Genomic DNA, 16,105 nt, shown 5'->3' on the forward strand with positions numbered 1-16,105 from the left:
GCACTAAAATTTATAGGTATATGAAACAGAGGGTAAGATAGGAAAAAGCGTAGTTTTCTCTAATTCTACGTCAACAACAGAAGAGCCGGAGCTAATATGTGGAATAAGAGTTGTTGTGGCATTAAATACATTCATCCTGTTATAAAGGTTGTATATGCTTATATTCCAGATGCCCATCCGTCCTTTTTTCTTATACCGGTAGAAATTTACGCCAACATCTAATCTGTGAAATGCAGGCAATCGATAATTATTTCTGTCATTCGCTACAGCAACAAATTGCTGATTTAAAAAAGGATGATTACTATTTGTCCCCAATGAAGTGTCAACTATATAGATCTGATCTGGAACGGTCATTCTATTCCCTCCGGCATACATCCAATTCGCTGTAAACTCTACTTTCCGGGATAATTTATGGGATAACGTTAAATTTATTTTGTGCCGGTTATCAAAGCGGGAAGGGTATCGTTTTCCTTTGTTTACCGAACCATCCGGAAACCGGCAATCCGACCAGGATAGCGTATATGAAGCACTACCGGTTGTCTTTCCTGCTGTTTTTGTAGCTTGTAATTCTATTCCATAATCATATCCTTTCCCTAAGGCAACCCGTTCCTCCCATTCGGAGAATGCCGTTAAAGCGAAACTGTCGTCTTTGTATTCTATCAGATTGTCGCGATATTTATAAAATGCCTCAAGGGAAAGAGAATATTCTTTAGTCGGTTGATAATAACCGCCAACTTCAAACTGTTGCGAATACATTGGGCGGATATGCTTCGTTACGGGAACCCAGATATCGGTTGGCTGAGTTACATTTCCGTTTGACAGCAAATGAATATATTGATTCATTTTGCTATAGGCCGCTTTAATCGCCACCTTTTCATGTAATAAATATCTCGCAGAGACACGTGGCTGAAATGAATGATACGTTTCTCCTTCCACATTAAAAAGCGTATAACGCAAACCGGCCACTACGTTCAAGCGCTCAGACAAACGTATTTCGTCTTCACCGAAAAGTGAGATTTCGTGTCCTAATAATCGCGAATGAGAAAAGATGGTGTTTGTATTCTGCATCACGAGAGAGTCGATGTATAAGGTCTTCAACTTGTTGTTTTCGGGATTGAATACATGCATACGATAGTCTGAGCCGAACTTAAAGTTGTGTTTTGATTCCGGCCTATAGTCAAAAGACGTACGAAAACTAATATCCTCCATCTCGGAACTGTAGTTGCCCGTCACACTATTGATCTGTTTAATCTTGTCTTTTTTTAATAGATGTACTTTCACATCTTCTGTTAAAATCCGTGATCTGTATCGAGAATAACCGGCTATGAAATTTCCAAATAACCCATTAGAGAATACATAAGTCCATCCTCCAGAAGCAAGCAAATTTCCCCAGCGCCATTTCAGATCCGTCAGATCGTCTCTTACTTTGCTTTTTTCTCCTTCATGATAACTGTCTTGTCCCATGTAAAAACTAAGATACATCCGGCTGCGATCAGAGAAAGAATGATTTACCTTCGTATTAATATCAAAAAAATGATATCCCCCTACGCTTATATCATCTCTGTCTTTGTTCTGTGAAGAGAGTATCCCCCACGTTATCAAGTCCAACCACGTACGCCGCACGGAGACGTGAAAAGAACTTCGTCCTTTTACTATCGGCCCTTCCAGATTTGCCCGGGCGGAGAGAAGCCCGATTGATAAATTTCCGTGATATTCCTGACGGTCACCATCGTTCATACGAACATCTACTACGGAAGAAAGCCTTCCCCCATATTCGGCAGGAAAGCTTCCTTTATAAAAGGTGACTTTCTTTATTGCATCCGGATTAAATGCGGAAAAGAAACCGAGCATATGATTCATATGGTAAACCGGGTTGCCATCTAATAAGAAAAGATTTTCATCCACATTGCCTCCCCGCACATAAATGCCGCTCATCCCTTCCATTCCGGCTGTCACTCCCGGTAATAGTTGGATTGTTTTTACTAAATCAGCTTCCCCCAACAATGCCGGCGTTTGTTTTATTTGTCTCGGAGGCACATCTGTTACTCCGGATCTACTATATAAAACAGAAGAAGAAGGACTGACTCCGCGAACGACAACCTCCTTTAATGATCCGGATCTGACCAAAGGTAAGTCAAGAAGCGTGTCCTTTTCTATCCGGAATTTAAATTCGCGAACTTGATAACCAACATAGGAAACCTTCAAAACTACTTCTCCCGGTGGCAGATTTATGCTGTAAAAACCAAAACTATTCGTTAAGGTTCCCTCGCCGGAATTTTTTTCCACAACTGTTGCACTAAGTAAATTTTCATACGAAGCCGAATCTCTGACAAAACCGCTGACAGTATATATTCTCGGTTTATGTTTCAGAATAATATATTGCCCCGTAATACGATAAGAAAGCGTCTGATTCTGAAACAAACGTTTCAGGCAATAAGTAAATGCTTCGTTTTTAGCTTGAAATGAAACAAGGGGTAGATCGTCTAATAAGTTTGTTTCATAAGAGAAGAAAAAACCACTTTGTTTCTCTATTTCAGTCAGGATATGCCTCAATGGTTTTTCCCGCATATCAATAGTGATCGTCGGAACAGCCCCTCTGATTTGCGTGTATGAAACAGAAATACAGCAGTTAAACAATAAAAACAAACAAAAAATACGCATAACACATCAAGTTTATTCTACCACTAAGTGTACATCTAATGTCTGATTAATAATTAGCAACACTTCATCTAATGGCAAATTGTTAAACGATGCTGTCAGGTGTTTATTCCCATTCTCTAAACGATTGATGATTTTTACATGATAATATTCGGACAAATCCCCGATTACATCCTTCAGTGGCGTGTTATTGAAATGTAATTCTTTCGTTTTCCATGACAACGCATTCGTGTTGTCTTTAGGTTCGCTTATCATGGATGCTTCGTCTTTCTTATACACAGCAGACATTCCCGCTGTCAGGATTAATTCTTCTTTTCCGTCTTTATCAGCAAAAGCAACTTTTCCGGTATTTACATACAATTCCGTACGATCTCCTTTTTCATCCAACTGAAAACTGGTTCCTAATACTGTAACAACCGTATTTACTGTCGATACAGAAAAAGGGGAGCTTTCCATTCTCTTCACCTGAAAGAAAATTTTTCCTTTCATCTCAACCTCACGGCTCCCCTTCTTAAAAGCAATCAGATCATATTTTATTGTGGAATTTTCTGCCATCAAAGCCATAGAGCTGTCCGGAAGGAATACATTTTTTACCTGTCCGGAGGCCGTAGTTAAAACTAACCATTCTTCTTTTTCATTTGTCATAAAATACCATGTTGTCATTGTCAAACACAATAGGATAACGGCGGCAACGGCATGACGGTAGCGGAACAAGAAGTATTTTTGTTTTACCTTTTCTCTCTCTGCGAATTTTGTCCACGCCTTATCCGCATCTATCGCACCCTTGCGGTAATATTTTGCGACAAAACGAATCCGTTGCTCAAATTTATCTTCGTGTTTGTTTATCATTGTATTTATACTCTGAACTTATATCCTAAAGACAAACATATAGTGTAATATTTTGTCTTTATTTCATCGCCGCTGAATTTCTTTCCCAGATCAGCATCGTAGCCGATATTCATCACACAGTTTTTTACCTCCACGCCAACAGAAAGACTTGCTCCCCAATCGAATGTATAGCCGGAATCTATACCCGGTATCGAGTGTGAATAAATGGAGTAAGAACTCCAGCCATACCCATACTCTTCATCGCGTTCTTGATAGAGATTACTGTAAAAATACTGATCTCCTCCGGCATACAGTCTGTAAGCCAAATAAGGCCCGATTGCTACATTAAAACGTATATCTTCACCAATGTCCCATCCGATTTTAGCCATTACAGGCAACTGAAGGTAGCCGTAATTGGGCTTTATTTCAGAAAATACCGGAGCAGTATTGGCTTCTCCATCTATTTGCTGAAAGAGTATGAATGAATAGGAATAACCTCTGTCAGCATAATACAGACCCGATTTTAAGCTAAACCGGTGATTGAAATCATATTCAACAGCGACTCCGGCTTTTATTCTTGCACTCCAATCTTCAAGTTTTGCAGCTTTAACGGCAGTTATACCGGCTTCGGGCGATATCGACCACTGAGCATGGATCTCATTTACGCTTAACAGAACTAAAAGTAAAACAATAATTTTCTTCATTCCCAATATTATTATAGGCATAATAGCCGTGTCTTACTACTAAGACAGAAAAAAGAGAAATACCCCTATTCACTTTTATTCTTTTTTTTAAGCGGGGCAAAAAAAGAAGGTGTAAATCCGCGTGGCCGTTTCACGAAGTGTTTTCAGTGCTTTTCCCATTTGGTTTTCAATTGTTTTAATAGACAATTGGAGACTATCCGCGATTTCCTGATATTTCATGCCGTCGCGTTTAGCCATAAGAAAAATATCTCTCCTCGCCGGTGGCAACTTATCAATAGCTTCCCATAATCGGGCGTTTCGTTCCGCTTCGTAAATCTGCTCTTCTTCAGAAAGATCTTCTGTTTCCGGAAACTCTTCTGCTGTTTGGATAAGGTGAGTTTGAGATAGATAGGACAAAGAGCGGTTTCTTACCGTTCTGTACATATACGCTTTAAAGTTATCGATCGTTTCTCCCTCTTTACACTTAGTCCACGCGTCGGAGAAAGCTTGTTGGACAATGTCCTCCGCATCATCCGGATTCGTTGTTATGCGTAAAGAAAACAGACATAAAGGTTTATATAAAGATTTGAAATTCCGTTCAAATTCTTCAGAACTTATACCGCACATAAAGTTTGTTACTATACTATTCTGATCAAAGAAACGAGTTTATATTTTATCTTGTAATCTTTTTATATTCTTTTATAATTACATTTTGTCGTATTAACATACTCTTTCTTTTTCCACAACTGTGGAAAAACTTTACCACAGTTGTGGAAAAGTTTTTTCATAGTTATAGAAAAACTTTTTGACAGTTATCAAAAAAGATATTCATTAAAGGTACTATCTTTATGCACGTTGAGTTTAGATATTTTATTTGTAGTAAAGATGTTGATTACTCCCACTGAGAAAAGCCGAACACTCCTGCATGGCATATGTATGAATGGCTTACGAATATTATTATCTCTTTTTGTTTTGACATTCAGACTGTTGGCCGAAGATAATGTGCCGTCTGTTTTTGTTCAGAACTACACTGTAGGAGATTATAAAGCCAGTTGTCAGAATTGGGGGCTTTCTGTTTCGGAGGAAGGGATACTCTACGTGGCGAATAATTCGGGGTTACTAACCTTTGATGGCAATTCGTGGAGAATACATGAGCTACCCGAACAAAAGGTTATATCTCGTATTTTTACAAAAAACGGGCGGACTTTTACTGCCGGTTCTGGCATTCAATGTGAATGGAAAAGAAATGAATACGGGCAACTACAGTTTGAGTCCTCTGGCGAATCGTTTGAAGATTCTTCAATACAGGCACTTCCGTTCTCTTTTAAGGAGGGACAAATAACTGCAACAGCACAAATTGATCAGTTTTATTTTGTGGGTACTTCCAGAAAAGGGCTGTATGTTCTCAACTCCGAAGGCTCTACCTTGCTTCATCTTACTGCAGATAATCTTCTTCAGGATAATCAAATACATGATTTACTGGTACAACAGGATAAACGTTTGTGGATTGCTATGGATAATGGCTTGGCCTTATTAACGCTTAATCCTCCTATTCGATTGTTTGGGGAACGTAGTTTCACAGGGAAGCCAGAACAGGCTTTCCTTGAAGGGAATAAACTTTATCTGAAGAGTAATTCGGGTTATTTTAAACGTACGCTTTCTCCTAATGATGCGTTTCTCCGTCTTTCTGACAGTGAGGCACAGATGTTATTTCCGCCGGTGCAAGAAAGAAAAAAGATACAATTAAAAGATCTTTTAGACGATATGGAAGGGTTAGGATCATTTGCGGGAACAAACCGGATTTATCCTATATCAGAATACAGCTGCTGGCTTGTACAGAAAAATGAAGCAGGCTTGTTTCATATTGAAAACAGGAAGCCACATTTGAAATGTCGTATCTTGTTTGATAATTATAATTTGAATCTTGTGAATCGCGGGAAGTCTTTTATCCCGTTGAATGATACGCTTCACTTAGTTTCTACTATGCAGGGAGTCGTGGTTCTGAACAGCAGGAGAATATTAAAAGAGGGGTTGCAGACATTTGCCCCTCCTCATCTGACCGGAGTTGAGTTTACGGATAAGAAAAGACAAAGGCAGTCTCTTTCTCCTGAAGAATTAGAGATCTCATTGCCACATGATTTCATGGAGTTAACCCTCTATGCGGGAACTTCCGTATTCACATTAAATCAGCAGATCAGTTATCTGATAGAGGGCATTTCCCCTGAATGGTCTGCCTGGCAGAAAAACGGACGTATTAATTTATTACAACTTCCTCCCGGAAAATACAATATTCATATCAGGACATACGCTATACGCGGCCCATTTCCCGAAATAACGGTAATGTTAACCATTCGTTCTCCCTGGTACGAAACCTGGTGGGCTGGTTTCTTATATCTCGTTATCATTGCTCTTCTTGCTTGGTTGGCTACATTCCGCTATATAAAGATTCAAAGAAAGAAAACTCTTGAGCGGCTGGAAGCTGAACGAAGAAAAGAACAACAACGATTACAGAAATTGAAGAATGAATTGTTGGAAACCGAACTTCAGAATAAAAACGATGAGTTAACAAGACAAACATCTGCACATGTTCGGAAAAACAACTTAATGCAGTCGTTGATAGATGAGTTGGATCAGCAAAAAAAGAATCTGGGTGATCATTATCCCGACAGGATGTACAGAAAACTGCGTTCTTCTATAGCAAAGAGTCTGGATGATCAGGAGGACTGGAACGCCTTTGAAACTTATTTCAATAGTGCGCACCGGGATTTTACAGACCGTTTACGGCTAACGTATCCGGATATTACTCCCGGTGATATCCGGGTTTGTTGTCTGCTTCGTATGAATTTATCGACGAAAGAAATAGCCTCTTTGTTAAATGTATCCGTTCGCGCTGTGGAATTGCGTCGTTACAGGCTCCGTAAACGACTCAACCTGGATGGCGAAACGAATCTCACGGATTTCCTTATGAATTTTTAAAGAGGATACGAACTTTCTTTATCGGTTTTACCAAAGTAAAGTGACTTTGATAAAGTGAGTACCCGGTTGATAATTCTGGTAATCATCAACTGTATCGAATAAATCACTTGCGCTGAAATTAAAACGAATCCACCCGGCACCATATTCGTAATTTACTGTTTCTGTAAGATAGCCTCCGTCATACAAATGACGGGTATATGGTAGTGGAAAGTAGGTATCATCATACCGGATTGCCGCCTGAACTAACCCGTCAGTTGCAATAAATGAGGTGATGCCTGGATCTTCATAATAGAAATAAAACAGTTCTCTCTCCGGATCCCATTCCCATTGCCGTCCTTCAATTTTTATTTCAAACACGTCCCATGAGCCAACACCGTCTATCCCGTCTCGTCCTTCGCAAGATGAAAATAAAGTGATTAGTAATGTTATGATTAACAGGGGTAAAATTTTTGCTTTCATAGATATTCTCTTTCTTTTTTTGTAAACAAAACGCTCTCTTTTCGGCGAAGATACGTTTTTTAATAAAAGAGGAATAGAAATAAAGCATTTTTATTGTTTCAAATGGTTTTTCGAAAACAAACGATCGGTTTACATGTGGGAAAGCTGTATATTTGTAGCCGGTATGCGGTTAACATGACGGACTCTGTGATCATATTCTCGTTTTTTTGAGAGTAAGGATGAGTTGCGTCTGCTTGGTTGTATTTGTAAGTATAACATTCTATAAAATCAAAAACATGACTACGAAGTCAACGACTGAAATTAAAAAGGTGATCGTATTGGGATCCGGCGCGCTGAAAATCGGTCAGGCGGGTGAATTTGACTATTCCGGTTCTCAGGCACTGAAGGCATTACGAGAGGAAGGGATTAGCACGGTATTGATTAATCCGAACATTGCAACTATTCAAACTTCGGAAGGCGTAGCGGACAAGGTTTATTTCCTGCCGATCACGCCTTTTTTTGTGGAAGAGGTTATCAAAAAAGAACATCCGGACGGTGTTTTATTGGCCTTTGGTGGTCAGACTGCGTTGAATTGTGGTACTGAACTTTATACTTCGGGTATTTTAGCAAAGTATGGAGTGAAGGTACTGGGTACTTCCGTAGAGGCGATCATGTACACTGAGGATCGTGACTTGTTTGTGAAGAAACTGAACGAAATCGATGTAAAAACTCCGGTTAGTCAGGCGGTGGAAAGTATGGCTGATGCTGTTGCTGCAGCACGTAAAATAGGCTTCCCTGTTATGATTCGTTCGGCTTATGCTTTAGGTGGTTTAGGTAGTGGTATTTGTAAGGATGAGGCCGAACTTCGCACCCTGGCGGAAAGTGCCTTTGCTTATTCTTCGCAGATTTTAGTAGAAGAGTCGTTAAAAGGCTGGAAAGAAATAGAATTTGAAGTGATCCGTGATAAGAATGATCATTGCTTTACGGTTGTGAGCATGGAGAACGTGGATCCGCTGGGTGTTCACACAGGTGAGAGTATCGTAGTCGCTCCGACCTGTTCTTTAGATAAAACGGAATTAGATCTGCTGCAGGAACTTTCTGTAAAAACGATCCGTCATTTAGGTATAGTAGGTGAATGTAATATTCAATATGCGTTTAATTCGGAAACGGATGATTATCGTGTGATTGAGGTCAATGCCCGTTTGAGCCGTTCGTCAGCGTTGGCATCTAAGGCGAGCGGTTATCCGTTGGCTTTTGTGGCAGCGAAATTGGCGTTGGGATATACCTTGGATCAGATCGGAGAAATGGGAACACCAAACTCTGCTTATAAAGCACCTGTGGTGGATTATATGATTGTGAAAATACCACGTTGGGATTTAACTAAATTTGCGGGTGTAAGCCGTCTGATTGGTTCAAGCATGAAATCTGTGGGTGAGATCATGTCTATCGGCAAAAGTTTTGAGGAGATCATGCAAAAAGGCCTTCGTATGATCGGGCAGGGGATGCACGGTTTTGTAGGAAACAGAGAACTGGCGTTTGAGAATTTAGATGAAGAATTAGCTAATCCGACTGACTTACGCATTTTTGCTGTGGCAAAGGCTTTTGAAGAAGGTTATTCTGTAGAACGTATTCATGAATTGACTAAAATTACGCCCTGGTTCCTTGAAAGACTTAAAAATATTGTAGATTATAGTCGTAAGATAGGAGAGTATAAGGTGATTGAAGAGTTGCCTGAAGACGTATTGAAAGAAGCAAAACGTTTAGGTTTTTCTGATTTCCAGATTGCCCGTTTTGTGGAGAATCCGGCAGGAAATCTGGAAAAAGAAAGTATCCGTGTCCGTAATCTGCGTAAGAAGACAGGGGTTCTGCCTACAGTGAAACGAATCAATACGATTGCTTCTGAACATCCTGAACTGACAAATTATCTATACCTTACTTATGATGGTAAGGAGCATGATATACCTTATTATAAGAACGAGAAGAGTGTGATTATTCTTGGCTCGGGTGCTTATCGCATCGGTTCATCGGTGGAGTTCGACTGGTGTTCTGTGAATGCTGCTCAAACGGCACGTAAATTGGGTTACAAATCAATTATGATCAATTACAATCCGGAAACGGTTTCTACGGATTACGATATGTGTGACCGTCTTTACTTCGATGAACTTTCCTTTGAACGTGTTTTAGACGTGATCGATCTGGAAACTCCGAAGGGAGTCATTGTTTCTGTAGGAGGACAGATTCCGAATAATCTGGCGATGAAATTGAATCGTCAGCAAGTTCCTATACTGGGAACCTCTCCGTTATCTATTGACCGGGCTGAAAATCGCCATAAGTTCTCTGCTATGCTTGATACGTTAGGTATTGATCAACCGCAATGGGCGGAGTTGACCAGCATGGAAGAAATTGATGCATTTATCGAAAAGGTCGGTTTCCCTATTCTGATTCGTCCGTCATACGTGTTGAGTGGTGCGGCGATGAATGTCTGTTATACTAAAGAACAGATGTTGGAATTTCTGGATTTAGCCGCCAGTGTGTCTAAAGAATATCCGGTTGTTGTTTCTGAATTCCTTCAGGGAGCGAAAGAAATCGAGTTTGACGCCGTAGCCATGAATGGTGAGGTGGTCGAATATGCCATATCTGAGCATATCGAATTTGCCGGAGTCCACTCAGGAGATGCTACATTGGTATTCCCTGCACAAAAGATTTATTTTGAGACAGCACGTCGCGTGAAGAGAGTGAGTAAAAAGATTGCTGAAGAATTAAATATCAGTGGCCCTTTCAATATCCAGTTCTTAGCAAAGAACAACGATGTAAAGGTGATCGAATGTAACCTGCGTGCATCACGTAGTTTTCCGTTTGTTTCTAAAGTTTTGAAACGTAACTTTATCGAGACCGCTACCCGCATTATGCTGGATGCGCCTTATTCTCGTCCGGATAAGAGTGCCTTTGATATCGATTGGATAGGTATAAAAGCTTCTCAATTCTCGTTCGCACGTCTGCATAAGGCCGATCCGATATTAGGAGTTGATATGAGTTCAACAGGGGAAGTAGGCTGTATCGGTGACGATTTCAACGAAGCTCTTCTTTCAGCAATGGAAGCTGTAGGAAATCACGTGCCGGAGAAAAATGTTCTCGTTTCCTCCGGAGAAGCAAAAAGTAAAGTGGAACTACTTGACCCATGTCGCCAGTTAGCTTCAAAAAACTATCAGATTTACGGGACTCGCGGAACGGCAAAATTCCTGAATGATAACGGAATTCCAGCAACAGCCGTTTGCTGGCCGGATGAAGAAGGCGATCTGAACATCATGGATATGTTTACGAATCACGAATTCGACTTAGTAGTAAATATTCCGAAAGATCATACCAAACGTGAACTTACGAACGGTTACCGTATTCGCCGTGCAGCGATCGATCATAATATTCCGTTGATCACTAATGCCCGTCTGGCAAGTGCCTTTATAGATGCATTCTGTAGCATTGATAAAAGCGAAATTCAAATAAAAAGCTGGCAGGAGTATAAGTAAAGGTGGTACTTTTACCCCTAAATCCCCTCTACCCCTAAATCCCCTGAAGGGGACTTCTATGCAGAGTGTTGAAAGTCCCCTTCAGGGGATTTAGGGGTTGTAGTATAAGATAGGGAATTTAGTGGTAGAGGGTCGTAGTAATATCAGAATAGATTATAATTCGTTCTTAGAACTTTGAATTCGGTACGGCGGTTGATCTGGTCCGCAATCTCCTGTTGTTCGGGGGTAAGAGTGAGGATGAACTCTTCGGTCAGTACGTCTTCTTCTTTCAGAAAGTCGATTTCTTTAGCCATTTTCTTATTGATGGTCTTAGGAACACTTTCCCCGTATCCTTTTGCTTCTAAGCGGTCGGCGGCTATGCCTCCTGCAATCAGATAATCAACAACTGACTGTGCGCGGCGTTGGGCTAAACGTTCATTGTATTCCTCTGTTCCCTTGCGGTCGGTATGTGCACCAAGCTCAATGGTGACGTTGGGATTATCGTTCAGCATCTTGATCATTTCATCTAACGCTTGTTTTGATTCCGGACGGAGAGTTGCCTTATCAAAATCGTAGAAGATGTTTTCTATCACTACCGGTTTACTGATCGGAGAGAGGAAGAAATCCACAAAATAAGTCTCACTCTTTTCTTCCGGATCGGTTTTTAATTCGAAAAATTGATTGAGGTAGCCGCGCGCACTTGCCATCATGACGTATTTGATGTCTCTTTCTAATTCAATTTTGTAACTACCGTCCTTTTTGGCAATTGCTTTTTCATTCAAACCGTCTTTCCCTACGATACGGACCGTTGCATCTTCGATTGGGTATTCATCTACGTCATAAACCAACCCTTCAATATAAACGATAAATGTCGGATATTCAAAAGAATAAATATGATCACTCCCTCGTGCGTCATTACGATTTGAGCTGAAAAAACCCTTTTCTTTTTTTCCTTCGAAAGTTATTCCGAAATCGTCAGCCATAGAATTGACCGGCGCCTTCATATTCTCAACAGTCCACTTTCCTGTACTATCTTGCGTTGCTTTGAATAGATCTAAACCGCCCATACCCGGATGCCCGTTGGATGCAAAATAAAGCGTTACAGAATCGCGTACATAAGGAAATAGTTCATCGCCAGGTGTGTTTATCTCAGGCCCCAGATTTTCCATTGGTCCGAAATCGTTCCCGATCAAACGGGAGCGGAAAATGTCCTTACCCCCATATCCTCCTATAGCATCGGAAACATAATATAGGTATTTTCCATCAGGTGACGCTGCCGGATGTCCTAAGGCAGTTACAGAATCTTTCACAATAGATGCCCTTGTCCCTTTTCCCCAAGATGCGCTGCTACGTGAAGATACGTATATTTCAGAGGTTCTGTTGCCTTCCGGATCTTGAGCGCAATAGGTATAATACATTGTGTTTCCATCAGGCGAAAAAGACGGTGTTCCTTCGTCGAATTCAGTATTAACCGCGTCTTCTAACTCTTCAGGGGCGGTCCATTCTCCTTTCTCGTTTTGTTTTACGAGAAAGAAATTATTGTTGTTTAATCCTGTAATTGCACTCGTTTTTGCTTCCTTGTCTTTGCTTCTGGAAGAGGCGAAATAAAGTTGATCGTATTTGTCACCATAAAGCATCGGGCTAAATTCCGAACGACGGGAATTAAACTTATCCATCCGTCGTACAATATATTTGGTCGGATCTTTTTTCCATTCAGAGGCTAATTCAGCTCCTTTGATTCCGCTAATGGCTAATTGATCATCCGGCTTATAATTAAGATATTCGTCATAATATTTAAGCGCGTCTGTATATTTCCCGCTTTTATGTGCCATCTGTGCTGCACGCAGATAGACTATACTATCCGGATATTCATATCTTAAAGCGTTCAGATAAGCGCTTGTGGCACGTGGGGTATTATTGATCAGTCGGTTACATTCGGCCATACGAAACGCAATATACCCGCGAAGGTCACGTTTGACAGGTTTCGTCTTAGCATACACCTTGCGATAGATGGCTGCCGCTTCAAAGTATTCTCCGATCCGTTGTTTTTCTTCAGCATCAGAAAGTTTGGCAGTCTTACATGAAGCCAATCCTCCTGCTAATGCAGTGAGTAAAAGTATATAGGATATAATTGTACGCAAGGTCATTTAATACGCTTAATTTATTATTCTATAACGCTTGAAATCAACTCTTATTGCTTATAGGAGCAAGGAACTATCGCCATAGCTTAGAAAACGGAAATCGTGTGTGAGTGCATATTCGTAAATCGGTTTCCAGTTTCCTTTCACAAAAGCAGAGATGAGCAGTAATAATGTACTCTGAGGTTGATGAAAATTAGTGATAATGCCTCTCACTATCTTGAAATTGTATCCAGGAGCAATAATAATACGTGTGGCCGTCAGCAGTTTGTCCGCTTTATGCCGGTCTAAATAGTTCAATATATGTTGCAATGCATCATTCACACTTAATGTGTTATTCTCTTCCTCGTAAGGCATCCATTGACTGACGGTTAACTCTTCTCCTTCTGCTTCTGGATTTTTAGAGAGGATGACTCCGATGTAGTACAGACTTTCCAAAGTACGGACAGAGGTGGTGCCGACGGCAATAATATTTCCTGCTTTTGCTTTGATTTTTTCAATCGCAGAGCGGTTTACCGAAATAAATTCAGTATGCATCTCGTGTTCTTCGATTGTTTCGCTTTTGATCGGCTTGAAAGTACCTGCTCCTACGTGGAGGGTTACCTCCTCTCTGCCAAAACCTTTTTCGTCCAAGTCTTTTAATACTTCATCTGTAAAATGAAGTCCTGCAGTAGGGGCGGCAACCGAACCTTTTATTTTAGAATATACCGTCTGGTAAGTTTTGAGGTCGTTCTCTTCTGTTTCACGATTGAGGTAAGGAGGAATAGGTAAAATCCCGGCAACATCCAGAATTTCTGCAAATGTAAAATCAGGGTTATCCCACGAAAACTCAATCAGATGACTCTCACCATAACTGTCTTTCTTTTCCGCACGAATGATCGTTCGTTTTTCGCCCGACATGATCTCTTTCTCCAACGTGCCTTCTTTCCATTTCTTCGAATTACCTACTAAACATAGCCATGAACAGCGTTCTGTTTCCTGAAACACCAACGCATAGTCATGCGGACTAATCGGTTCGAGGCAAAATAATTCTATTTTAGCGCCTGTTGTTTTATGGAATAACATACGTGCCTGAATGACGCGCGTGTTGTTGAAAACCATCAGAGAACCTTCCGGAAGAAAGTCCGGCAGGTGTTTGAACTGACTTTCATTAATTACTCCGTTTTTATAGAGTAAGAGCTTGGATTCGTCACGCTTGGCCAATGGAAATCGGGCAATGCGTTCATCGGGTAGCGGATAGTTATATTCCGCTATACGTATATGCTTAGTTTTTACAGTCATTGTTTTATTATCTGCGCAAAATTAGTGAACTTTGTCCGTATAACAATCATAGAACGAGACGATATGGGGATAAAAGTAGGAGATAAGGTGCGTTTCCTGAATAGTGTAGGAGGCGGTACTGTAACAGGGTTTGCTGGGAAAGACAAAGTGCTTGTGGAAGACGAAGACGGTTTTGAAGTGCCGACTTTTATTCGTGAATGTGTTATAATAGACGATGGCGCTCCTCAGGTTCATAGTTCAAATAAGCCGAAACCTCCTGTTCAGGAGGTTGTAGTGAGGCAGCCTGAACCGGAAGAAGAACTGATAGAGGAAACTCCTGAAGGAGAACGATTGAATATTTATTTGGCTTATCTGCCGGTTGACCCGAAAGCTTTTCAGCAAACGGGATATGAAGCTTACTTTATTAATAGCAGCAATTATTATTTGTTCATAAATTATATGTACAGAGAGAATAATAGTTGGATAAGTCGGTATAACGGTATAGTAGAGCCGAATACCAAAATATTCATGGAAGAGTTTGAGAAAGGGGAGTTAAATAAACTGGAGCGCATCTGTGTGCAGTTTGTCGCTTTCAAAAAAGATAAACCTTTTGCTTTGAAAAATGCAGCTTCAGTTGAATTACGCCCCGATACGGTGAAATTTTATAAGATACATTGTTTCATGGAAAACGACTTCTTTGAAGAAGATGCGTTAGTTTTTCCGGTTGTACGTGAAGATATTCCTGAGAAAGAATTACTGGTCTCTACCGTAGAACTACAGGAGGCTATGATGGAGAAAAGCAAAGAAGACAGACGTGCCCGACAACGAATCGTGAAAAAACAACCCGCAGCTGCTGTTGTTGAGGTGGATTTGCATATTGATGAATTGTTGGATAGCACGGCCGGATTAACGAATACCGACATGTTGACCTATCAATTGGATAAGTTTCACGAAGTACTGAAACAATATGCCGGCAAAAAAGGACAGAAGATTGTCTTTATACACGGGAAAGGAGATGGTGTACTGCGGAATGCCATCGAGAAAGAGTTGAAAACAAAATACAAAACGTACTATTATCAGGATGCTTCGTTCCGTGAATACGGTTTTGGTGCTACAATGGTAACGATTAAGTGATATGGCTAAGGAAATAGAACGAAAGTTCCTTGTTAGCGGAGATTTCTCCAAACATGTGACATCCGGCGGTCGGATCGTGCAAGGTTATCTTACCTCCGTACCCGAACGGACGGTGCGTGTACGCATTCGTGACGAAAAAGGATATCTGACAATCAAAGGTCCTTCGGGTGAGGATGGGATTGCACGAGTTGAATTTGAATACCATATTCCGGTAAGAGAGGCAGAGGAATTATTAAAGCTCTGTGAGCCTGGCGTTATTGATAAAATACGTTATCTTGTTCCCCATGAACAGCATGTCTGGGAAGTCGATGTTTTTGATGGATGTAATGAAGGACTGGTAGTTGCTGAGATCGAATTGAAAGAAGAAAATGAACCGTTTGTTCATCCTTCCTGGTTGGGACAGGAAGTGACCGGTCAGGTACGTTACTATAATGCCATGTTGTCTAAACGACCCTATAATGAATGGAGTGCAGAAGAAAAATAAAAG

At 40.7% G+C, this 16,105-nt stretch carries 11 protein-coding genes; 4 read left to right on the top strand and 7 right to left on the bottom strand.

Annotation, left to right across the window (positions count from 1 at the left end):
• Nucleotides 1-3 precede the first annotated feature (3 nt).
• The 4 genes from PHT93_RS08195 to PHT93_RS08210 form a co-directional block, all read right to left on the bottom strand.
• Nucleotides 4-2,661 carry a TonB-dependent receptor gene (locus PHT93_RS08195; RefSeq protein WP_300241647.1) on the bottom strand — a complete coding sequence of 886 codons (2,658 nt, stop codon included), beginning with the start codon at nt 2,659-2,661 and terminating at the stop codon, nt 4-6.
• A gap of 12 nt (nt 2,662-2,673) precedes the next feature.
• Nucleotides 2,674-3,507: a FecR domain-containing protein gene (locus tag PHT93_RS08200; RefSeq protein WP_300241649.1), complete on the bottom strand. Its 834-nt coding sequence runs from the start codon at nt 3,505-3,507 to the stop codon at nt 2,674-2,676.
• Between the two features lie 5 nt (nt 3,508-3,512).
• Nucleotides 3,513-4,190 (bottom strand): outer membrane beta-barrel protein, encoded by a 678-nt coding sequence (locus tag PHT93_RS08205; protein ID WP_300241651.1) that lies wholly within the window; start codon nt 4,188-4,190, stop codon nt 3,513-3,515.
• 87 nt (nt 4,191-4,277) lie between these two features.
• Nucleotides 4,278-4,796: an RNA polymerase sigma-70 factor gene (locus PHT93_RS08210; protein WP_300241653.1), complete on the bottom strand. Its 519-nt coding sequence runs from the start codon at nt 4,794-4,796 to the stop codon at nt 4,278-4,280.
• 309 nt (nt 4,797-5,105) lie between these two features.
• Between PHT93_RS08210 and PHT93_RS08215 the strand changes: the two genes are divergently transcribed.
• Nucleotides 5,106-7,145, top strand: coding sequence for a transcriptional regulator (locus PHT93_RS08215; protein WP_300241655.1), 2,040 nt, complete (start codon nt 5,106-5,108; stop codon nt 7,143-7,145).
• 27 nt (nt 7,146-7,172) lie between these two features.
• Here PHT93_RS08215 and PHT93_RS08220 read toward each other — a convergent pair whose 3' ends face one another.
• Nucleotides 7,173-7,604, bottom strand: coding sequence for a hypothetical protein (locus tag PHT93_RS08220; protein ID WP_300241657.1), 432 nt, complete (start codon nt 7,602-7,604; stop codon nt 7,173-7,175).
• A gap of 275 nt (nt 7,605-7,879) precedes the next feature.
• On the opposite strand from PHT93_RS08220, the gene carB reads away from it, so the two are divergent.
• A complete protein-coding gene (gene carB / locus PHT93_RS08225) occupies nt 7,880-11,107 on the top strand; it encodes a carbamoyl-phosphate synthase (glutamine-hydrolyzing) large subunit (protein WP_300241659.1) in 3,228 nt (1,075 codons plus the stop codon).
• Nucleotides 11,108-11,250: 143 nt separating this feature from the next.
• Here the strand turns inward: carB and PHT93_RS08230 are convergent, their stop codons facing one another.
• Together PHT93_RS08230 and PHT93_RS08235 are read right to left on the bottom strand one after the other, a co-directional pair.
• Nucleotides 11,251-13,233 (bottom strand): OmpA family protein, encoded by a 1,983-nt coding sequence (locus tag PHT93_RS08230; RefSeq protein ID WP_300241661.1) that lies wholly within the window; start codon nt 13,231-13,233, stop codon nt 11,251-11,253.
• A 51-nt stretch (nt 13,234-13,284) separates the two neighbouring features.
• Complete coding sequence (locus PHT93_RS08235; protein WP_300241663.1) at nt 13,285-14,505, bottom strand: S-adenosylmethionine:tRNA ribosyltransferase-isomerase; 1,221 nt, start codon at nt 14,503-14,505, stop codon at nt 13,285-13,287.
• A gap of 63 nt (nt 14,506-14,568) precedes the next feature.
• On the opposite strand from PHT93_RS08235, the gene PHT93_RS08240 reads away from it, so the two are divergent.
• The gene (locus PHT93_RS08240) at nt 14,569-15,618 is read left to right on the top strand and encodes a DUF2027 domain-containing protein (RefSeq protein ID WP_300241665.1); all 1,050 of its coding nucleotides are present in this window, start codon (nt 14,569-14,571) and stop codon (nt 15,616-15,618) included.
• A 1-nt stretch (nt 15,619) separates the two neighbouring features.
• Complete coding sequence (locus tag PHT93_RS08245) at nt 15,620-16,102, top strand: CYTH domain-containing protein (protein ID WP_300241667.1); 483 nt, start codon at nt 15,620-15,622, stop codon at nt 16,100-16,102.
• Nucleotides 16,103-16,105: the final 3 nt, after the last annotated feature.

The organism is Massilibacteroides sp. (assembly GCF_028705895.1).
Taxonomy (GTDB): domain Bacteria; phylum Bacteroidota; class Bacteroidia; order Bacteroidales; family Tannerellaceae; genus Massilibacteroides.

Coding starts and splice junctions, on each gene's coding strand:
- PHT93_RS08195 (WP_300241647.1), bottom strand. CDS start 2,661: ATGCGTATTTTTTGTTTGTTTTTATTGTTTAACTGCTGTATTTCTGTT.
- PHT93_RS08200 (WP_300241649.1), bottom strand. CDS start 3,507: ATGATAAACAAACACGAAGATAAATTTGAGCAACGGATTCGTTTTGTC.
- PHT93_RS08205 (WP_300241651.1), bottom strand. CDS start 4,190: ATGAAGAAAATTATTGTTTTACTTTTAGTTCTGTTAAGCGTAAATGAG.
- PHT93_RS08210 (WP_300241653.1), bottom strand. CDS start 4,796: ATGTGCGGTATAAGTTCTGAAGAATTTGAACGGAATTTCAAATCTTTA.
- PHT93_RS08215 (WP_300241655.1), top strand. CDS start 5,106: ATGAATGGCTTACGAATATTATTATCTCTTTTTGTTTTGACATTCAGA.
- PHT93_RS08220 (WP_300241657.1), bottom strand. CDS start 7,604: ATGAAAGCAAAAATTTTACCCCTGTTAATCATAACATTACTAATCACT.
- carB (WP_300241659.1), top strand. CDS start 7,880: ATGACTACGAAGTCAACGACTGAAATTAAAAAGGTGATCGTATTGGGA.
- PHT93_RS08230 (WP_300241661.1), bottom strand. CDS start 13,233: ATGACCTTGCGTACAATTATATCCTATATACTTTTACTCACTGCATTA.
- PHT93_RS08235 (WP_300241663.1), bottom strand. CDS start 14,505: ATGACTGTAAAAACTAAGCATATACGTATAGCGGAATATAACTATCCG.
- PHT93_RS08240 (WP_300241665.1), top strand. CDS start 14,569: ATGGGGATAAAAGTAGGAGATAAGGTGCGTTTCCTGAATAGTGTAGGA.
- PHT93_RS08245 (WP_300241667.1), top strand. CDS start 15,620: ATGGCTAAGGAAATAGAACGAAAGTTCCTTGTTAGCGGAGATTTCTCC.